The organism is Mesorhizobium sp. B2-1-1 (assembly GCF_006442975.2).
Classification (GTDB): Bacteria; Pseudomonadota; Alphaproteobacteria; order Rhizobiales; family Rhizobiaceae; genus Mesorhizobium.
The window spans coordinates 3141091-3159786 of record NZ_CP083954.1 but is presented as its reverse complement, the minus strand read 5'-3'; the positions used below and the strand labels follow the sequence as shown (position 1 = coordinate 3159786).

Genomic DNA, 18696 nt, shown 5'->3' with positions numbered 1-18696 from the left:
GGCCAGTCGAAAGGCGATGGCGCAATATTGGCTTTGCGCGTGCGGCCTGCTCTATAGTCTGCCGCATCGCCCGAAACGGACATCATATCCATGGCAGAGTACTCGGCCCTTTCGCTGCTCGCGAATGCGCTCAAGGGAAACAAGGACTGGAAGCCGGCCTGGCGCAAGCCGGACCCGAAGGCATCCTACGACGTCATCATCATCGGTGGCGGCGGGCACGGGTTGTCGACCGCCTATTATCTCGCCAAGGAACACGGCATCACCAATGTCGCGGTGCTGGAAAAAGGCTGGCTCGGCTCCGGCAATGTCGGCCGCAACACCACCGCCGTGCGCTCCAACTATCTGCTGCCTGCCAACACCCGCTTCTACGAGCATTCGATGAAGCTGTGGGAGAACCTGTCGCACGATCTCAACTACAACGTCATGTTCTCGCAGCGCGGCTGCCTGAACCTGGCGCACACGCCGGCCCAGTTCGACGACTATGCACGGCGCGGCAACGCCATGCGCCATCTCGGTGTCGACGCCGAACTGATGACGCCGGCGCAAATTAAGCGCCTGATCCCCGCGCTCGATATTTCCAGTGATGCGCGCTTCCCCGTGGTCGGCGGCCTGATGCAGCGGCGCGCCGGCACCGCCCGCCACGACGCCGTGGCCTGGGGCTATGCGCGCGGCGCCGACCGGCGCGGCGTCGACATCATCGAGAATTGCGAGGTCACCGGCTTCCTGCGCGACGGCGACCGCATCACCGGCGTCACCACATCACGCGGCGACATCCGCGCCAAGAAGGTGGCGGTCGCGGTGGCCGGCAGCACCGGCCGGGTGATGCAGCTTGCCGGCATCGAGACGATGCCGATCGAGAGCCATGTGCTGCAGGCCTTCGTCACCGAATCGCTGAAGCCCTTCATCGATACGGTCGTCACGTTCGGCATGGGCCATTTCTACATGTCGCAATCGGACAAGGGCGGCCTCGTCTACGGCGGCGACATCGACGGCTACAACAGCTACGCCCAGCGCGGCAACCTGCCCATCGTCGACGAGGTGATGAGCGAGATGCTGGCGCTGTTCCCGGGGCTTGCCCGCGTGCGCATGCTGCGCTCCTGGGGCGGCGTCTGCGACATGTCGATGGACGGCTCGCCCATCATCACCACCGGGCCCCTGCCCGGCATGTATCTCAACTGCGGCTGGTGCTATGGCGGCTTCAAGGCGACGCCCGCCTCCGGCTGGTGCTTTGCCTGGACCATCGCCAAGGACGAGCCGCATGACCTCAACGCCCCCTTCACGCTCGACCGCTTCCATCGCGGCCTGGTGATCGACGACAAGGGCCAGGGCGCCAATCCCAGACTGCACTGAACAATATCTCTCCAAGCAAGGCTTCACCGAGCAAGGCTGCACCAGGAATATCCGATGTTGATCACTTGTCCCTATTGCGGCCCGCGCGACGTCATCGAGTTCACCTACCAGGGTGACGGCAACCGCGAGCGTCCCGACCCCGCCTCGCAGAACTTCGAAGCCTGGAACGCCTATGTCTATGACCGGCTGAACCCGGCCGGAGACCACAACGAGATCTGGCAGCATTCCGGCGGCTGCCGCGCGCATCTCAGGGTCGTGCGCAACACGCTGACGCATGAGATTTCCAGCGTCGCCTTCGCACGCGGCGACCACGGCCCGGTCGCGCGGCGCAAGGCGGAGGGCAGATCGTGAGCCCGCGCCGGACCGAGACCGGCGGCCGCATCGACTGGCTGAAGACCATCCGCTTCACCTTTGATGGCACGCCCTACACCGGCCATGCCGGTGATACGCTGGCTTCGGCGCTGCTGGCCAACGGCGTCACGCTTTACGGGCGCTCGTTCAAATACCACCGCCCGCGCGGCCTCCTGACAGCAGGCGTGGAAGAGCCGAACGCGCTGGTGACGGTGCTGAAGGGCGAGGTCCGCGAGCCCAACGTCGCGGCGACCATGGTCGAGCTTCATGACGGGCTGGTCGCCGTCAGCCAGAACCGTTTTCCGTCGCTGGCCTGGGACGTCAGCGCCGTCAACCAGCTCGGCGGCAAGCTCCTATCGGCCGGCTTCTACTACAAGACCTTCATGGGTCCGGTGATCGGTCCGCTGAAGGGCACGCGCTTCTGGATGTTCTGCGAGCATTTCATCCGCCGCGCCGCCGGCCTCGGCCGGGCCGGTTCCACCGCCGACCCGGCGCGCTATGAGCGCATGAACGCCTTTTGCGACGTGCTGGTGGTCGGCTCCGGCCCTGCCGGGCTGACGGCCGCCAAGGCCGCTGCTGATCAGGGCGCGCGCGTCATGCTTGCCGAACTCGATCCGCGTTTCGGCGGCTCTGCCAACTGGTCGAACGAGACGATCGATGACCTGCCGGCGGCCGACTGGGCCAGGCGAACCGTGGCCCAGCTCGAGGGTTACGACAACGTCCGGCTTCTGCCGCGCACCACGGTCTGGGGCTACTACGACAGCAATACGCTTGCCGCCCTTGAGCGCGTCACCGATCACAAGGAGACACCCGGCAAGGGCGAACCGCGCCATCGCTATTGGGCGATCCGCGCCCGATCGGTGGTCTTGGCCACCGGCGCTTTCGAACGGCCGCTCGTATTTCCGGGCAATGACCGCCCGGGCGTGATGCTGGCGCATGCCGCGGAGCGCTACGCCAACGAATTCGGCGTGCTGGCGGGGCAGACGGTCGCGCTGTTCACCAACAATGACAGCGCCTATCGCTGCGCCCTGGCGCTGAAGAAGGCCGGCGCAAGGATTGCCGCGATTGTCGATGTCCGTCCCGAGCTTTCGGGCGAAATGCGCAAGCTGGCCGAGGAGACCGGAGCCGAGATCTTTCCCGGCCATGCCGTGATCGCCACTGAGGGCGGCAAGGCGCTCTCCGGCGTCAAGCTGCAGCGCTTCGACATGGCCAACGGCACGCTCACCGGCGACGCCCGCAGCATCCATGCCGACTGCCTCTTGATGTCGGGGGGCTGGTCGCCAACCATCCATCTGGCCAGCCAGGCCGGCGCCAAGGCGGAGTGGAATGCCGCCCGACAAGCCTTCCTGCCGCCGAAGCCGACGCAGAACTGGATTGGCGCAGGCGCCTTCACCGGCAGCTTTTCCACCGCCGAAGCGATGACCGAGGGCCGGGCCGCGGGCCTTGCCGCGGCAGGCGCGCAAGCCACGCCGGCCGCACTGCCCTCGGTCGAAGCCGTAGCTTGCGATCCCGATCCGGCGCCGGTGTTCGAGATCAGGGCCAGCGGCAAGAGCTTCGTCGACTTCCAGCACGACGTGACGTCGGAGGACGTGCGGCTGGCGCACCGCGAAGGCTTCGTCTCGGTCGAGCATCTGAAACGCTACACCACGCTCGGCATGGCGACCGACCAGGGCAAGAATTCCAACGTCCCCGGCCTGGCCATCATGGCCGAGGCGCTGGGCAAGCCGATCCCGGAAGTCGGCACGACACGCTTCCGGGCGCCCTTTGCACCGGTTTCGATCGGATCGCTGGCGGCGGAGCGCTTCGGTGACCTCAAGCCCGAACGGCTGACGCCGATGCATGACTGGCATGTCGCCAATGGCGCGACCATGTATTCCGCCGGCCTGTGGTACCGGCCGATGATCTACGGCCTTGCCGGTGAGACGATCGAGCAGGCCTATGTACGCGAGGCCAGGGCAACGCGCGAAAGCGCCGGCATCGTCGATGTCTCGACGCTCGGCAAGATCGCGGTGCAAGGTCCGGACGCGGCCGAATTCCTCGACCGTGTCTACACCAACATGTTTTCCACGTTGGCCGTGGGCAAGGCGCGCTACGGACTGATGCTGCGCGAGGACGGGCTGGCCTTCGACGACGGTACCACATGGCGGCTCGGCGAACAGGATTACCTGATGACCACCACCACGGCCAATGCCGGCAAGGTTATGCAGCATCTGGAATATTTCCTCGATGTGGTCTGGCCGGAGCTCAAGGTTCATGTCACCTCCGTGACCGACCAGTGGGCGGGTGCCGCGATCGGCGGGCCGAAAGCCAGGCAGATCCTGGCCGGCTGCGTCGCCGGCACCGCTGTCGACAATGCGGCGCTGCCGTTCATGGGCATCGTGCATGGCCAGATCGCTGGCGTGCCGGTGATGATCTGCCGGCTGTCCTTCTCCGGCGAAATGGCGTTCGAGGTCTATTGCGGCGCCGACCATGGCACCCATGTCTGGGAAACGCTTGTCGAGGCCGGCAAGCCGTTCGGCCTGGCAACCTACGGACTGGAAGCGCTGGGCACGATGCGCATCGAGAAAGGCCATGTGACGGGCGCCGAGATCGACGGCCGCACCACGGCGCGCGACCTGCATCTCGACTGGATGCTGTCGAAGAAGAAACCGTTTATCGGCTCGGCGATGATGGACCGCGAGGGCCTCATCTCGCCCGACCGGCTGGAACTTGTCGGCCTGGTCGCGCTCGACAACAGGCCGCTCAACGGCGGCGCGCATATCGTCGAGGAGCTTGACGAGTCCAACCCGCACGGCTCCATCGGCCACATCACGGCATGCTGCTATTCGCCGGCGCTCGGCAAGCACATCGCGCTGGCGCTGGTCAAAGGCGGCAAGGCCAGGCACGGCTCGCGCGCCCATGTCTCCGATCCGCTGCGCAACCGGTTCGGACCGGTCGAGATCGTTTCCAACCACTTCTACGATCCGGACGGGAGCCGCATGCATGGTTGAGCGCCTTTCACCGCTGGAACCGGAATTCCATGTCGGCTCGCACGGCAATTTCGAACGTGGTGTCGAGGTCATCCTGACCGAGACGAGACCGGGCTCGATCGTGCAGCTCGCCGCCTGGCCGGGCGAAGAGAAGAAACTGATATCATGCATCCGCGCCGTCACCGGGCTTGCGCTGCCCGACGGTGCCGGCGGTGGCGCCACCAATGGCGCCAAATCGGCATTCGGTTTCGCACCGGGAAAGTTCACCGTAGCCGACGAAGCCGAGGGGCTGGCCGCGGCTTTCGCGGGCGTGGTGACCCCCGCCATCGGCACGGTGACCGATCTTTCGCATGGCCGCAGCGCGATCCGCATCGCCGGACCGAAGGCCGAATGGGTGCTGGCGAAGTTCTTCGCCATCGATTTCGCGCTGCCTGCCTTCCCGCTCGGCGCCGGCCGCTCGACCACCCATCACGATGTCTTCGCCCAGATCCAACGCACCGGCGGCGACCAGTTCGACATCTACGTCTTCCGCTCTTTCGCGCGCTCCTTCTGGAAGGCGCTGTGTCACGCCAGCGAGGAAGTCGGCTACGAGGTCCAGTAGGCGCGCCTCGAGGGATTCTGGCATCAAGGCCGGCCGGCTCTGACGCTACAGCAATGCACCGGCGGCCGCCATAATGGCGTGATATGGCCGTCAAGCCGGTCCGAAGGGTAACAAAACCCGTCTTCAGAATCCGCGCATCCGTTTGGTTCGAATATCTCCATGACCGCAGAAATATCCGCCGGCGTCACTGATCGCGCCGATGTGCCAGCCAGAGCCCTGCTCCTGCTGCCGCTGACGGTCGCCTGCGGCGTGTTCATGACCAGTCTCGACCAGAATGTCGTGGTGACGGCGCTGCCCGGCATCAGCGAAAGCCTTGGCCGTCCACCGAGCCAGCTTGGCCTGCTGATCACGGTCTACGTCGCCAGCCTGATCATCTCGATGCCGCTCGGCGGTTGGGCTGCCGACCGCTTCGGCCTGCGCAACGTCTACTGCTTTGCGCTGCTGGTATTCGCCGCCTCGTCGGCGCTGTGCGGCCTGTCCGACAACATCTGGACGCTGGTCGGCGCCCGCGCGCTGCAGGGCTTCGGCGGCGCGCTGATGGGCACGCTCGGTCAGGTCGTCATCCTGTCGACCTTCCCTCGAAGCCGGACGCTGAAGATCAACATGTATATCTCGCTGGCCGGCCAGTCCGGCCCGCTCGTCGGTCCGCTCGTCGGCGGCGCGCTGACCACTTACATTTCCTGGCGCTGGATCTTCTTCATCAACGTGCCCTTCGCGCTGGCCGCGGCTGTGCTTGCCGCCTCGCTGTTTCCGACGGTGACCAAACCCGTGCGCACACCGTTCGATTTCCCGGGCTTCCTGCTGGTCGGCAGCGGCATGGTCCTGCTTGTCTTCGGCATGGATTCGCTGGCGGCGAAAGATGCGGCCGCCGGCGTGATCGCGGCCGAGCTTGCCCTGGCGCTGGTCATCCTGACGGTCGCCTCGTTCTATTGCCTGCGCGTGCGCAATCCCTTGCTCGACCTCAAGCTCCTGCGCATCCGCACCTTCCGCATCTCCTTCCTCACCGGCGGCGGTCTGGACACGATCGGCCTCAGCTCCGTCGTCTTCCTGCTGCCGCTGATGTTCCAGCTCGGCTTCGGCATGAGCGCGGTACAGGCGGGATCGCTGACCTTCGTCGCCGCGGTCGGGTCGGTGGTCATGCGTGTCTTCATGCCTCGCCTGCTCAACCGCTTCGGTTTCCGCCGCGTGCTGGTTTTCAACACGCCCGTCGTCGCGGCCATGGTTGCGGGCTTTGCCCTGATGCAGGCGACCACACCGGTGTGGATCGTGCTTGCCTACATCTTCATCTTCGGCGTCTTCCGTTCCGCGCAATGGGCGTCGACCGGCAACCTTGCCTATTCCGACATCGCGCCCGATCAGCTCGCCCGCTTCAGCGCGCTCTATTACATATTGTGGCAACTGGCGGTGGCGATCAGCGTCGGCCTGGCCGCCGCGGCACTATCGTTTCTGGCCGGCGGCGGCCCGGCCGTCGCCAATGACTTCCGGATACTGTTCGTGATCGAGGGTGTCATCACGCTGTGCGCGCTATCAGCCTATCTCAAGCTGACGCCGCAGGATGGCGCCCATGTCAGCGGCCATGGCGCCCAGATGAACACGGAATAGCGGATGTCGCAGCGCAGCAGCGGCCTACTCGCTGAACGTCACCCATTCCTCCAGCGGCACGCGGTCGGTTCGGAAGGCGTTTTCGGGCTTCGACGTATCTTCATAACCGAGCGCCATGCCGCAGACGACGATCTCCTCGTCGGGAATGCCGAGCACCGGCCTGATCTGCCGGTGATAGGGCGCGAACGCCGCCTGCGGACAGGTGTGCAAGCCCCTGCCCCGCGCGGCAACCATGATGTTCTGCAGGAACATGCCGTAGTCGATCCAGGAACCCTGGTTAAGCCGGCGGTCGATGGTGAAGATCATGCCGACCGGCGCGTCGAAGAAGACGAAGTTGCGGTCGTGCTGGGCACGCATCTTGTCGACCTCGCGGCGACCGATGCCGAGCGCGCCGTAGAGCCCGAAACCGTTGGCGCGGCGGCGGGTCAGGTAGGGTTCGAAGAACTGCGTGGGATAATAGCGATATTCGTCCCAGTCGGCCTTTTCAGCACGGATGCCGGAATTCAGGATGGCATCCGATATCCGCTGCTTGGTGTCGCCCTTGGTGACATAGACCCGCCATGGCTGCATATTGGTGCCGGAAGGGGCGCGTGCCGCGACCGCCAGTATGTCGCGGATCGTGTTGTCGTCGACCATGTCGGGCAGAAAAGCGCGCACCGACCGGCGCGATACGATCGCGTCGTCGACGATCTCGGCATCGGCCGTGATTCGAGCCTTCTTTCCAAGCATGGGCCGTCCTTACCCTGTGTCCCGATCGGACGTCCCCACTCGCCGCTCGCGGCCGAGCCTTTGCATGAACCGCCAAAATCGCGCAAGCAAATCTTGTGCACCCGTGAAAATCCGCTTGATTTTTTCACCGCTCCGGCATCTCATGAAATTTGATGGGATTTTTTCACGAGAGCGCGATTTGCCTCCAACTACAGCGAAAGCATTGCAGGGAAATTACGAGCGATTGCTGGCCAGCGACATCAGGGCGCTGCGCAAGGCGCGAGGGTTGACGCTCGCCGAGATCGCCCTGAAACTCGGCCGGTCGGTCGGCTGGGTCAGCCAGGTCGAACGCGGCCTGTCGACACCGTCGCTCAGTGATCTCCGGGCTTTCGGCGAACTGTTCGGCGTGCCGGTCAGCCTGTTCTTCGGCCACGACGTGCCTGTCGAAAGCGAGCGCGGCGCGGTCGTGCGGGCCGGCAGCCGCCGCACCCTTGGCACAAGCGAATCCGGCCTCATGGAGGAGCTTCTGTCGCCCGATCTCGGCGGTAGCTTCGAGATGCTGCGTTCCGTCTTCGCGCCGGGCGCCGAGCTCAAGAGCGAGGCGCGTCGGCCGACCGAAGAGGCTGGATATGTCGTGTCGGGGACGTTCGACATCGAAATATCGGGGACATGGCATCGGCTCGGCGAAGGCGATTCCTTTCGCTTCGAGGGCAAGCCATTCCGCTGGCGCAATCCGGGAATGGAGCCGGCGGTCGTCATCTGGGTGGTTTCGCCGCCAGTTTATTGAATGAAATTGGACCAAGGGTTGGAGAAGAACATGGCCGGTTTGCCGAGCACGGCACGCGTGGTGATCATCGGAGGCGGTGTCGTTGGCGCCTCCTCTCTGTACCATCTCGCCAAGGCGGGCTGGACCGACTGCGTTCTCCTGGAAAAGAATGAACTCACCTCCGGCTCGACCTGGCATGCCGCCGGTAATGTGCCGACCTTCTCCTCGTCCTGGTCGCTGATGAACATGCAGCGCTATTCGACCGAGCTCTATCGCGGGCTGGCCGAGGCCGTCGACTATCCCATGAACTACCATGTCACCGGCTCCCTGCGGCTTGCCCACACGCAAGAGCGCATGCAGGAGTTCCAGCGCGCCAAGGGCATGGGCCGCTACCAGGGCATGGACATCGATATCGTCGGCACGGACGAGATCAAGCGCCGCTATCCCTTCATCGAGACGCATGAGCTGGAAGGCGCCCTCTACGACCCGAGCGACGGCGACATAGACCCGGCGCAGCTGACCCAGGCGCTGGCCAAGGGCGCGCGCGACATGGGTGCCCGGATCATACGCTTCTGCCCGGTGACAGGCGTGCGCCGCGAAAGGGACGAATGGGTGGTCGTGACGCCGCAAGGCGAGATCCGCTGCGAGATCGTCGTCAACGCCGCCGGCTACCGTGCCGCCGAAGTTGGAAAAATGTTCGGCCGCGAGGTGCCGATGATGGTGATGAGCCATCAGTACATATTGTTCGAGGAGATCCCCGAACTCGCCGCATGGTCGAAGGAACAGGGCAGGAAGCTGCCGCTGCTGCGTGACGTCGACACTTCCTACTATCTGCGCCAGGAAAAGAACGGCATGAATCTCGGCCCCTATGAGCGCAATTGCCGCGCGCATTGGGCGGGTCACAACGATCCGATGCCGGAGGATTTTTCCTTCCAGCTTTTCCCCGACGATCTCGACCGGCTGGAACATTATCTGGCCGACGCCGTCGCCCGCGTGCCGATCCTGGGCACCGCCGGCCTGTCCAAGGTCATCAACGGCCCGATCCCCTATGCGCCGGACGGCAATCCGCTGATCGGGCCGATGCCGGGCGTCCCCAATGCGTTCGAGGCCTGCGTCTTCACCTTCGGCATCGCGCAAGGCGGCGGTGCAGGCAAGGTGTTGGCCGAATGGGTCACGCAAGGCCAGACCGAATGGGACATGTGGTCTTGCGACCCGCGCCGCTTCACGTCCTTCGCTTCGGCTCCGGATTACTGCGTTGCCAAAGGCATGGAGATCTACGGCAACGAATACGCCATCCAGTTTCCGCGCCATGCCTGGCCGGCGGGACGCGACAGGAAATTGTCGCCGATCCATGATCGCATGAAGGCGTTCGGCGCGCGCTTCGACGCCTATAATGGCTGGGAGCGCGCCACCTGGTATGCGCAGGATGGCGACGACGTCTCGGAGGAAGCAACGCTCACCTTCCGTCGCGACGGGCCGTGGCAGCACCGCGTGCGCGAGGAATGCCTGGCCGTCCGCGACGCCGCCGGCATCCTCGACCTGCCGGGTTTTTCGCGCTTCAACCTCGAAGGTCCGGGCGCCGCCGAATGGCTTAGCCGGCAAGTGACCGGCCTCGTGCCGAAGCCCGGCCGCATCGGTCTCGTCTATTTCTCCGACGACAAGGGCCGCATCGTCACCGAAATGTCGGTGGTGCGCCACGGCGAGGAGTCCATGACGCTGATCACCGCGGCGGTGGCGCAATGGCATGATTTCGAATGGCTGAAATCGCACATGCCCGTGGATGCGACTTTCAAGCTGATCGACCGGACCGAGGAATTCTCCACCCAAATCCTGGCCGGACCCAAGTCGCGGGAAATCCTCGCCGCCGTCTGTGAGGCCGACCTGACCTTGCCGTGGCTCACGCATCAGGAAACCAAGATCGCCGGGCGCTGGGCGAAGCTGGTCCGCGTCTCCTTCGCCGGCGAACTCGGCTGGGAAATCCACACCAGGGTCGACGACACCGCCGCCGTTTTCGACACCATCTGCGCGGCGGGACAGCCGCACGGCCTGAAACCATTCGGCATGTACGCGCTGGATTCGCTGCGGCTCGAAAAGGGCTACCGCACCTGGAAGGGCGACCTTTCGACCGACTATTCGATCCTGCAAGGCGGGCTCGAGCGGTTCGTCAAATGGGACAAGCCCGAGTTCCGCGGCAAGGCAGCGCTGCAGAACGAGAAACAGCAGGGCGTCAGGAAGCGCTTCGTCACGCTGGTGGTGGAAAACCCCGGCGATTGCGACGCGCCCTACATGTCGACGCTGTGGCGTGAAGGCCAGATCGTCGGCGAGACGACGTCGGGCGGCTGGGGCCATCGCGTCGGCAAGTCGATCGCGCTCGGCATGCTGCGTGCCGATCTGGCGGAGCCCGGCACCGCCGTGGAGATCGAGATCTTCGGCGACCGTTTCAAGGCGGTCGTGCAGAACGATGAGCCCTTGTGGGATCCGAAGAACGAAAGGTTGAGAGCCTGATGCCAAAACCATCATCGCGCATTTCAGGCATCGTGCCGTCGGGCAAGGATGGCTGGGAAGTCCACTTCGCCGCATGGGCCCGCAAGGAAGCCGGCGAGGACATCATCATGCTGTCGGTCGGCGATCACGATTTCGACACACCTTCCGAAACGATCGAGGCTTGCGTGACCGCGGTTCGCGGCAGCAATCACCACTATACCCCTTTGCCCGGCCTGCCGCGCCTGCGCAAGGCGATGGCGGCGGCCTCGGTCGCCTGCACGGGCGTCGGGACGACGCCGGACCAGGTCATCGCCACGCCGGGCGGCCAGGCGGCGCTCTACGCCGCCGTGCAGGCCGTGCTCGACCCGGGCGACCACGCCATCGTGGTCGCGCCATACTACGCGACCTACCCCAACACCTTCAGCGCCGCGGGCGCGACCTTCACGGTTGTCGAGACGCCGGCCGAGGACGGTTTCCAGCCCCGCGCCGACATGATCCGCGCGGCACTTCGGCCGAACACGCGCGCCATCCTGATTAACACGCCGAACAACCCGACCGGAGCCGTCTATTCGCGCGAACGGCTGGAACAGCTGGCCGAGGTCTGCCGCGAGCACGATTTGTGGCTGCTGTCCGACGAAGTCTATTGGACGCTCGGCGGTGGCGAGCACATCTCGCCGCGTTCCCTGCCCGGCATGGCCGAGCGCACGCTGGTCATCAATTCCATGTCCAAGAGCCACGGCATGACCGGCTGGCGCATGGGCTGGCTGACCGGCCCGAGCGAGATGATCTCGCTGCTGACCAACCTCAATCTGGTGACGACCTACGGCCTGCCGGCCTTCATCTCGATCGCCTGCACGCAGGCGCTGGAGAAGGGTTATGGCGTGAAGGAAATCGCCGAACGCTATGCGGCGCGACGCGCCGTCCTGCTCGACGCCGTGCGAGGCATGAACGATGTCGGCGTGCGCGGCTCCGAAGGCGGCATGTATGTCATGCTCGACATATCGGCCGTCGAATCCGACGACGAGAAATTCGCTTTCGCCTTCCTCGACAAGGAGAAGGTCGGCGTCATGCCCGGCTCCAGCTTCGGCGAGGCCGCGGCCGGCCATATCCGCGTCAGCCTGTGCCAGCCGGAACCCGTCTTGCGGGAAGCAGCGCTCCGGCTGCGCCGCTTTGTCTCCAGCTACCGCCGCGAGGCCGCATGAACATCCCTTCCCCCAGAACCATTCCCGCCAAGGCAAGAGCCGTCATCATCGGCGGCGGCGTTTCCGGCTGCTCGGTCGCCTATCACCTGGCCAAGCTCGGCTGGACCGACATCGTCCTTCTGGAGCGCAAGCAGCTGACCTCGGGCACGACATGGCATGCCGCCGGCCTGATCGGCCAGTTGCGCGGCTCGCAGAACATGACGCGGCTGGCGAAATATTCGGCCGACCTCTACGTCAAGCTGGAAGCCGAGACCGAGGTCGGCACCGGCATGCGCCAAGTCGGCTCGATCACCGTCGCGCTGACCGAGGAGCGCAAGCACGAGATCTACCGTCAGGCGTCACTCGCCCGCGCCTTCGATGTCGACGTGCGCGAGATTTCGCCCAGGGAAGTCAAGGAGATGTACCCGCATCTCAACGTGTCCGACGTCGTCGGCGCCGTGCATCTGCCGCTTGATGGCCAGTGCGACCCCGCCAACATCGCCATGGCGCTGGCGAAGGGCGCGCGCCAGCGCGGCGCCACCATCGTTGAAAATGTGAAGGTCACCAAGGTCCACACCAAGGCAGGCCGCGTCACCGGCGTGTCCTGGGCGCAGGGCGAGGAGCAAGGCACGATCGAGGCCGACATCGTCGTCAACTGCGCCGGCATGTGGGCGCGCGAACTGGGCGCCCAGAACGGCGTCACCATCCCGCTGCACGCCTGCGAGCATTTTTACCTCGTCACCGAGCCGATCCCGGGGCTGAGCCGCCTGCCGGTGCTGCGCGTGCCCGACGAGTGCGCCTATTACAAGGAAGACGCCGGCAAGATGATGCTCGGCGCCTTCGAGCCGGTGGCCAAGCCGTGGGGCATGGACGGCATCCGCGAGGACTTCTGCTTCGATCAGTTGCCCGAGGACATGGACCATTTCGAGCCGATCCTGGAAATGGGCGTCAACCGCATGCCGATGCTGGCGACCGCCGGCATCCACACCTTCTTCAACGGCCCCGAGAGTTTTACGCCCGACGACCGCTACTATCTCGGCGAGGCGCCGGAACTGCGTGGCTACTGGATGGCGACCGGCTACAATTCGATCGGCATCGTCTCGTCAGGCGGCGCCGGCATGGCGCTGGCGCAGTGGATCAACGACGGCGAGGCACCGTTCGACCTGTGGGAAGTCGACATCCGCCGCGCCCAGCCGTTCCAGAAGAACCGCCGCTACCTCAAGGAGCGCGTCTCCGAAACACTCGGCCTGCTCTATGCCGACCATTTCCCCTATCGCCAGATGGCGACATCGCGCGGCGTGCGCCGTTCACCCCTGCACGAGCATCTGAAGGCGCGCGGCGCCGTGTTCGGCGAGGTCGCGGGCTGGGAGCGCGCCAACTGGTTCGCGCGCGAGGGACAGGAGCGCGAGTACCGCTATTCCTGGAAGCGGCAGAACTGGTTCGACAACCAGCGCGAGGAGCACCTCGCCGTCCGCAACAAGGTCGGCCTGTTCGACATGACCTCGTTCGGCAAGATCCGCGTCGAAGGCCGCGACGCCTGCGCCTTCCTGCAAAAACTCTGCGCCAATGACCTGGACGTGGCGCCGGGCAAGATCGTCTACACGCAGATGCTCAACCGGCGCGGCGGCATCGAGAGCGATCTCACGGTGTCGCGCCTGTCGGACACCGCCTATTTCCTCGTCGTGCCCGGCGCCGCGCTGCAGCGCGACCTCGCCTGGCTGCGCAAGCACCTGACAGATGAGTTCGTCGTCATCACCGATGTAACCGCTGCCGAAAGCGTACTCTGCCTGATGGGCCCGGATGCGCGAAAACTGATCCAGAAGGTCAGCCCCAACGACTTCTCCAACGAGAACAACCCATTCGGCACGTTCCAGGAGATCGAGATCGGCATGGGCCTCGCCCGCGCCCACCGTGTCACCTATGTCGGCGAACTCGGCTGGGAGCTCTATGTCTCGACCGACCAGGCGGCCCACGTCTTTGAAGCCATCGAAGCGGCCGGCGCCGATGTCGGCCTCAAGCTGTGCGGGCTGCATACGCTCGATTCCTGCCGCATCGAAAAGGCTTTCCGCCATTTCGGTCACGACATCACCGACGAAGACAATGTGCTGGAAGCCGGCCTCGGCTTCGCGGTGAAGACGGCCAAGGGCGATTTCATCGGTCGCGACGCGGTGTTGAAGAAGAAGGAAGCCGGATTGAGCCGCCGGCTGGTCCAGTTCCGGCTGAAGGACCCGCAACCGCTGCTCTTCCACAACGAGGCGATCCTGCGCGACGGCAAGATTGTCGGTCCGATCACCTCAGGCAATTACGGCCACCATCTCGGCGGCGCGATCGGGCTGGGCTATGTGCCCTGCCAGGGCGAGACCGAGGCGGATGTGCTGGCCTCGTCCTATGAGATCGAGATCGCCGGCGAGCGGTTTGCGGCAGAGGCATCGCTGAAGCCGATGTATGATCCGAAATCGGAACGGGTGAAGACGTAGCGCGGTTTTCCCTTCTCCCACAAGGGGAGAAGGCAGTTCGCCCCCTCAAAACCGCTCCAGCTTTGCCCGCACCTTCGCCAGAAACGCTGCTCTCGTCTTCGGCGTCGAGGCGTCCATCAGATAGTGCGCCAGGAAGAAGGTCCGGCAGCGCGTGGCGCACAGCGCGCGCATGCCGCGCAGCAAGGTCTTGCGCCCGGGCTGGCCGACGACGACGCTCCACCATGTCGGCGCGCCGCAGGTGGTGATGACGCCGACCTTGGTCACATGCCGCATCAGCGACTTGATCCGCCCCTTGCCGGCCGGCAGCTTGAAGGCGACGTCCGTCGCCCACACCCGGTCGAGCCAACCCTTCAGCATCGCCGGCAGCCCGTACCACCAGGTCGGATAGACGAAGAGGATCGCCTCGGCCCAGTTGAGCAGCTCGAAATGCGGCTTCAGCGCAAGGTCCTGCGGCGCCTGGTTGTTGTAGAAACGCCGTTCCTCGCAGCTCATCACCGGATCGAACTTCTCGGCGTAGAGGTCGAGCAGCCGCACCTCCCAGCCCTTTCGCGTCAGCACCTCCACGGCGGTGTCGCGGATAGCGGCGCAAAAACTCTCCGGCACCGGATGGCAATAAACCACCAGCGCGCGCATCAGAATCTGTCCATGCTGGCCGTGACCTTGGCCAAGAACGCCTTGCGCGTCTCGTCGCTCGAAATGTTCATCGAATAATGCGCCAGGTAGGAAACCGAAGCGCCCGGCTTGACCGTGGTGCGCAGCATGCGCTTGATCAGTTTGCGCGGCGGGTCACCCATCAGCATGGCGCGGAACCGGCTGCCGCCATAGGTGGTGACCGCCGCGATCTTCCTGATGTTGTGCAGCGACGGCTGCGCCTTGCCGTCGACCAGCTTGAACGACACGCCGGGCAGGAAGACGCGGTCGAAGAACCCTTTCAGGATTGCCGGAAAGCCGTAATTCCAGACCGGATAGGAAAGCACCAGCGCATCGGCGCGCAGCAGGCGTTCGACATACGGCGCCGCAGGGTCGGCGGAGCCGCGCGGATTGTGATAGTCCAGCCGTTCCTGGCGAGAGAGCCGCGGGTCGAAGTCCTCGGCATAGAGGTCGCAGTCGTCAATAGCATGACCGGCAGCCGTCAGTCGCTCGACGATCGTCCGGTGCAGGCCGGCATTGAAGCTGGTTTCGACCGGATGGGCGTGGAGGACGAGGATGTTCATGGCGAGGCATTGCCTGGGTCAGCGCGAGGCACCCCCCTCTGCCCTGCCGGGCATCTCCCCCGCATGGGGGGAGATCGGACTATCTCCTTGCTTTCGCCAATTGTCAGCGCGGCAGGTTGGCGGCAGCGCTTAAGCTGCCGATCTCCCCCCTTGAGGGGGGTGAGGAGTGGTCCGCGCAGCGGACGGGAAGCCAATTTCTTGGCTTTCCGAGCGACGAACGCCCGAAGCGACAGCGAAGGGCCCGGGCCGGAAGGCCAGAGGGGGGTGTTCAAGCGCGAACCTCTCCTCATCCCGTCCTCTGCAGCCCCTTGAACAGAAAAGTTCGTCCCGAACGGTAATCATAATCCGGGTTTTCCCAGGCGATCATCTTGCCGGGATTGAGCAGTCCTTGCGGATCGGTCTGGCGCTTGAAGGCGAGTTGCACCGCATCGGTCTGCTTCATGCCGCCCTCTTCCAGCGTGTAACGATGCGGGTTGAAGATCGGGCAGCCATTCTCCTCATGCAAGCGGATGATCTCGTCGAGCCGCGCCTCGGTGGTGAACTTGACCAGCGGCAGGCCGAAGCAGGTGATGTTGCCATCCAGCCGCACGAACTCCAGATGCGAGAACACTTCGCCCGGAAACATCGCGTCCATCTTCTCGACCAGCGCCAGCTGGTTGGGAAAGGGATAGAGCGACTGCAGATAGGTGATGTCGGGGTCGATTCGCAGCGCCCTGAGCGTCGTGTGATTCCAGGCCAGCTCATAGGCCGGCGGCAGGCCCTTTTTCTCCTCTGGCGTCGCCGTCGCGGCATTGAAGACCACCTCGCCTCCAGCCCGCCGCGTGAAAGCGAGAAAGGCGTCCAGCCCATGCCGCGCCACCATGACGACGCAGATGCTCTGCCCATCCTTCAGGAATTTCTGGTGCCGTTTGAAATAGAGCTGCGGCACCGGTGCCGCGATCGGCGTGATCAGCTTGGTCAGGATGCCGTCCTGGCAGGCCAGCGCGTTGGCGTAGCGCGCCGCATTCATGAAGGCGTCGAAGCCGACAATGATGTCGATCCACTCATAGGCCGCGGTCAGCGGCATTTCGACTTCCATGATGATGCCGTTGGTGCCGTAGGCGTGGGTCACCTTGTGCAGATCCTCGCCGGTGAGTTCGAGCGCCCTCGGCTCGGCCTCCATGGTTACCACGCGCAGGCGCAGCACATTGCCGAAATCACGCAAGCCGCCGAAATTGATCGAACCGACGCCGCCCGAACCGCCGGCGATGAAGCCGCCGATCGAGGCGGTGTTGTAGGTCGAGGGTGAGAGCCGCAGTTCCTGCCCTGAATGCGCCCGCGTTGCCTTGTCGATGTCGGCCAGCACCGCGCCCGGCCCGGTCACCACACGCCCCGGCGCGATCGACTTGATCTCGTTCATCTCGGCGAGATTGAGCACGACGCCGCCCGAGAGCGGCATCGCCTGGCCGTAATTGCCTGTGCCGCTGCCGCGCGGCGTCACTGGCACGCCATGCCGGTGGCAGGCGGCGAGCACGCGGATCAGCTCGGCCTCGTTCTTGGGCGTCACGACAAGATCGCCGGTGACGTGATCGAGCTGCTGCTTCAGCACCGGGCTGTACCAGTAGAAATCGCGGCTTTTCTGCTGGACGATGGCCGGATTGTCGTCGAGTTTTATCCCGTCGAGATCGCGTTTCAGCGCGGCGATATCCATCAGTCCACCATCAGCTCGTCGAGTTCGGCATAGTCGGGCAATTGCCGGTCGATTGCGCGCCCGGCGCGCACGACGATGCGATCCGATTCGGGCCGCGACAGCAATTCCGTCCAGCTGCGGCCCTTGAAGACAATGAAATCGGCATCCCCGCCGGCGGCAAGCGTGCCGAAACCATCGAGCCGCATCACATCAGCCGGCGTTGCCGTGACGGCCTGCGGCCAATCGGCGACCGGATGATCGAAATGCAGGATGCGCGTCGCCATGCGGTAGACCTCCAGCATGTCGAGATCGCCATAGGCATAGAACGGATCGCGGGTATTGTCGGAAGCGACCGCGATCGGAATGCCCCTCGCCTTCATCTCGTGCAGCAGCGTCACCCCACGCCAGCGCGGCGTGGTTTGATCGCGCCGCCGGTCCTGCAGATAGAGATTGCACATCGGCAGCGAGACGATCGCCAGCCCGGCTTTCGCCACCTTGTCCAGCGTGTCCAGCACCTCGAGGTCCGGCTGGCGCGCCAGCGAACAGCAGTGGCCGACGAGGATCTTGCCCTCGAAGCCGCTCCACAGCGACGCCTCGGCGATCTTCTTCAGCGAGATCGCCGCGACGTCGTCGGTCTCGTCGGCATGGAAATCGAGATCGAGGCCATGCTTGACGGCTTGGGAGAAGACATGGTCGAGCAGTTCTTCCAGATCCGGCACCATGTAGGTGACGACGCCAAGCACGCCCTTGGCGGCGGCCACCCTTTTGGCCAGCCTGTCGAACCAATTCTTGTCGCGCACGCCCTCGACGCCAATCAGGCAGGCGCCCTGCAACTCGATGCGGCCGCGCCACCTCTCGCGCATCGTCTCGAACACCGGCCAGGAGATTTCCTCCTGCGGCGGGACACTGTCCAGATGCGTGCGCAGTGCTTTGGTGCCATGCGCGTAGGCGCAGCGCAGCGAGAAATCCATGCGCCGCGCCACGTCCTCGGCACTCCAGCGGTCAGTGCGGTCGGCACCTGTGGCATTCAGCGCCCCGATGAAAGTGCCGTCAGGATTGGGTTTTCGCGGCCAGATATGGCCCTTGTCGATATGGGTGTGGCAATCGATGAAGCACGGCAGCAGAATCCGCCCGCCGAGGTGGATCTCATCGGCAGGTGCGTTCGATCTGCCAGGAACAGCAATGCTGGAAATCTTGCCGTCGCCCACCGCGATGTCGGCAAGTGCGAAACCGTCGCCGTCGAAGGGCGCGGCAAGGCCAGGCGTGACGGACCGATGAACGCGTGCGTTGGCGAGCCGGTATGAACCTGTGTTCGGAATCAAGG

14 protein-coding genes are annotated in these 18696 nt (G+C 64.8%); 9 read left to right on the top strand and 5 right to left on the bottom strand.

Annotated elements, in window-relative coordinates:
* Positions 1-90: 90 nt before the first annotated feature.
* The 5 genes from FJ972_RS15465 to FJ972_RS15445 all read left to right on the top strand — a co-directional run bounded on the left by FJ972_RS15465 (position 91) and on the right by FJ972_RS15445 (position 6873).
* On the top strand, positions 91-1350 hold the full coding sequence (locus FJ972_RS15465) for a sarcosine oxidase subunit beta (protein ID WP_140495627.1): 1260 nt from the start codon (positions 91-93) through the stop codon (positions 1348-1350).
* A 54-nt stretch (positions 1351-1404) separates the two neighbouring features.
* Positions 1405-1701: a sarcosine oxidase subunit delta gene (locus FJ972_RS15460; RefSeq protein WP_140516363.1), complete on the top strand. Its 297-nt coding sequence runs from the start codon at positions 1405-1407 to the stop codon at positions 1699-1701.
* A complete protein-coding gene (locus tag FJ972_RS15455; protein ID WP_140521122.1) occupies positions 1698-4691 on the top strand; it encodes a sarcosine oxidase subunit alpha in 2994 nt (997 codons plus the stop codon). The genes FJ972_RS15460 and FJ972_RS15455 overlap by 4 nt, the downstream gene beginning before the upstream one ends.
* The gene (gene soxG, locus FJ972_RS15450; protein WP_140521123.1) at positions 4684-5271 is read left to right on the top strand and encodes a sarcosine oxidase subunit gamma family protein; all 588 of its coding nucleotides are present in this window, start codon (positions 4684-4686) and stop codon (positions 5269-5271) included. Before FJ972_RS15455 ends, soxG begins: the two co-directional genes overlap by 8 nt.
* 159 nt (positions 5272-5430) lie before the next feature.
* On the top strand, positions 5431-6873 hold the full coding sequence (locus FJ972_RS15445) for an MFS transporter (RefSeq protein ID WP_140516369.1): 1443 nt from the start codon (positions 5431-5433) through the stop codon (positions 6871-6873).
* Positions 6874-6897: 24 nt separating this feature from the next.
* Here FJ972_RS15445 and FJ972_RS15440 read toward each other — a convergent pair whose 3' ends face one another.
* Positions 6898-7602 (bottom strand): nitroreductase, encoded by a 705-nt coding sequence (locus tag FJ972_RS15440; protein ID WP_140521124.1) that lies wholly within the window; start codon positions 7600-7602, stop codon positions 6898-6900.
* Positions 7603-7825: 223 nt separating this feature from the next.
* Here FJ972_RS15440 and FJ972_RS15435 point away from each other — a divergent pair, with 223 nt between their 5' ends.
* From FJ972_RS15435 to FJ972_RS15420, 4 genes are read left to right on the top strand one after another with little or no spacing between them, the layout of a single operon-like run.
* Positions 7826-8368, top strand: a complete 543-nt coding sequence (locus FJ972_RS15435) for a helix-turn-helix domain-containing protein (RefSeq protein WP_181167629.1) — start codon at positions 7826-7828, stop codon at positions 8366-8368.
* Positions 8369-8398: 30 nt separating this feature from the next.
* The gene (locus tag FJ972_RS15430; protein ID WP_140495620.1) at positions 8399-10852 is read left to right on the top strand and encodes a GcvT family protein; all 2454 of its coding nucleotides are present in this window, start codon (positions 8399-8401) and stop codon (positions 10850-10852) included.
* Positions 10852-12033, top strand: coding sequence for a pyridoxal phosphate-dependent aminotransferase (locus tag FJ972_RS15425; RefSeq protein ID WP_140521125.1), 1182 nt, complete (start codon positions 10852-10854; stop codon positions 12031-12033). The genes FJ972_RS15430 and FJ972_RS15425 overlap by 1 nt, the downstream gene beginning before the upstream one ends.
* Positions 12030-14489, top strand: coding sequence for a GcvT family protein (locus FJ972_RS15420; protein ID WP_140521126.1), 2460 nt, complete (start codon positions 12030-12032; stop codon positions 14487-14489). The genes FJ972_RS15425 and FJ972_RS15420 overlap by 4 nt, the downstream gene beginning before the upstream one ends.
* Before the next feature lie 45 nt (positions 14490-14534).
* On the opposite strand, the gene FJ972_RS15415 is transcribed toward FJ972_RS15420, so the two are convergent.
* The 4 genes from FJ972_RS15415 to FJ972_RS15400 all read right to left on the bottom strand — a co-directional run bounded on the left by FJ972_RS15415 (position 14535) and on the right by FJ972_RS15400 (position 18694).
* Positions 14535-15122, bottom strand: a complete 588-nt coding sequence (locus FJ972_RS15415; RefSeq protein ID WP_140521127.1) for an NAD(P)H-dependent oxidoreductase — start codon at positions 15120-15122, stop codon at positions 14535-14537.
* Entirely contained in the window at positions 15122-15703 is a 582-nt protein-coding gene (locus tag FJ972_RS15410; protein WP_140521128.1) for an NAD(P)H-dependent oxidoreductase, read from the bottom strand. The genes FJ972_RS15415 and FJ972_RS15410 overlap by 1 nt, the downstream gene beginning before the upstream one ends.
* Positions 15704-15989: 286 nt before the next feature.
* Positions 15990-17393 (bottom strand): FAD-binding oxidoreductase, encoded by a 1404-nt coding sequence (locus FJ972_RS15405; RefSeq protein ID WP_140521129.1) that lies wholly within the window; start codon positions 17391-17393, stop codon positions 15990-15992.
* Positions 17393-18694 (bottom strand): cytosine deaminase, encoded by a 1302-nt coding sequence (locus FJ972_RS15400; RefSeq protein ID WP_140521130.1) that lies wholly within the window; start codon positions 18692-18694, stop codon positions 17393-17395. Before FJ972_RS15400 ends, FJ972_RS15405 begins: the two co-directional genes overlap by 1 nt.
* Positions 18695-18696 lie beyond the last annotated feature (2 nt).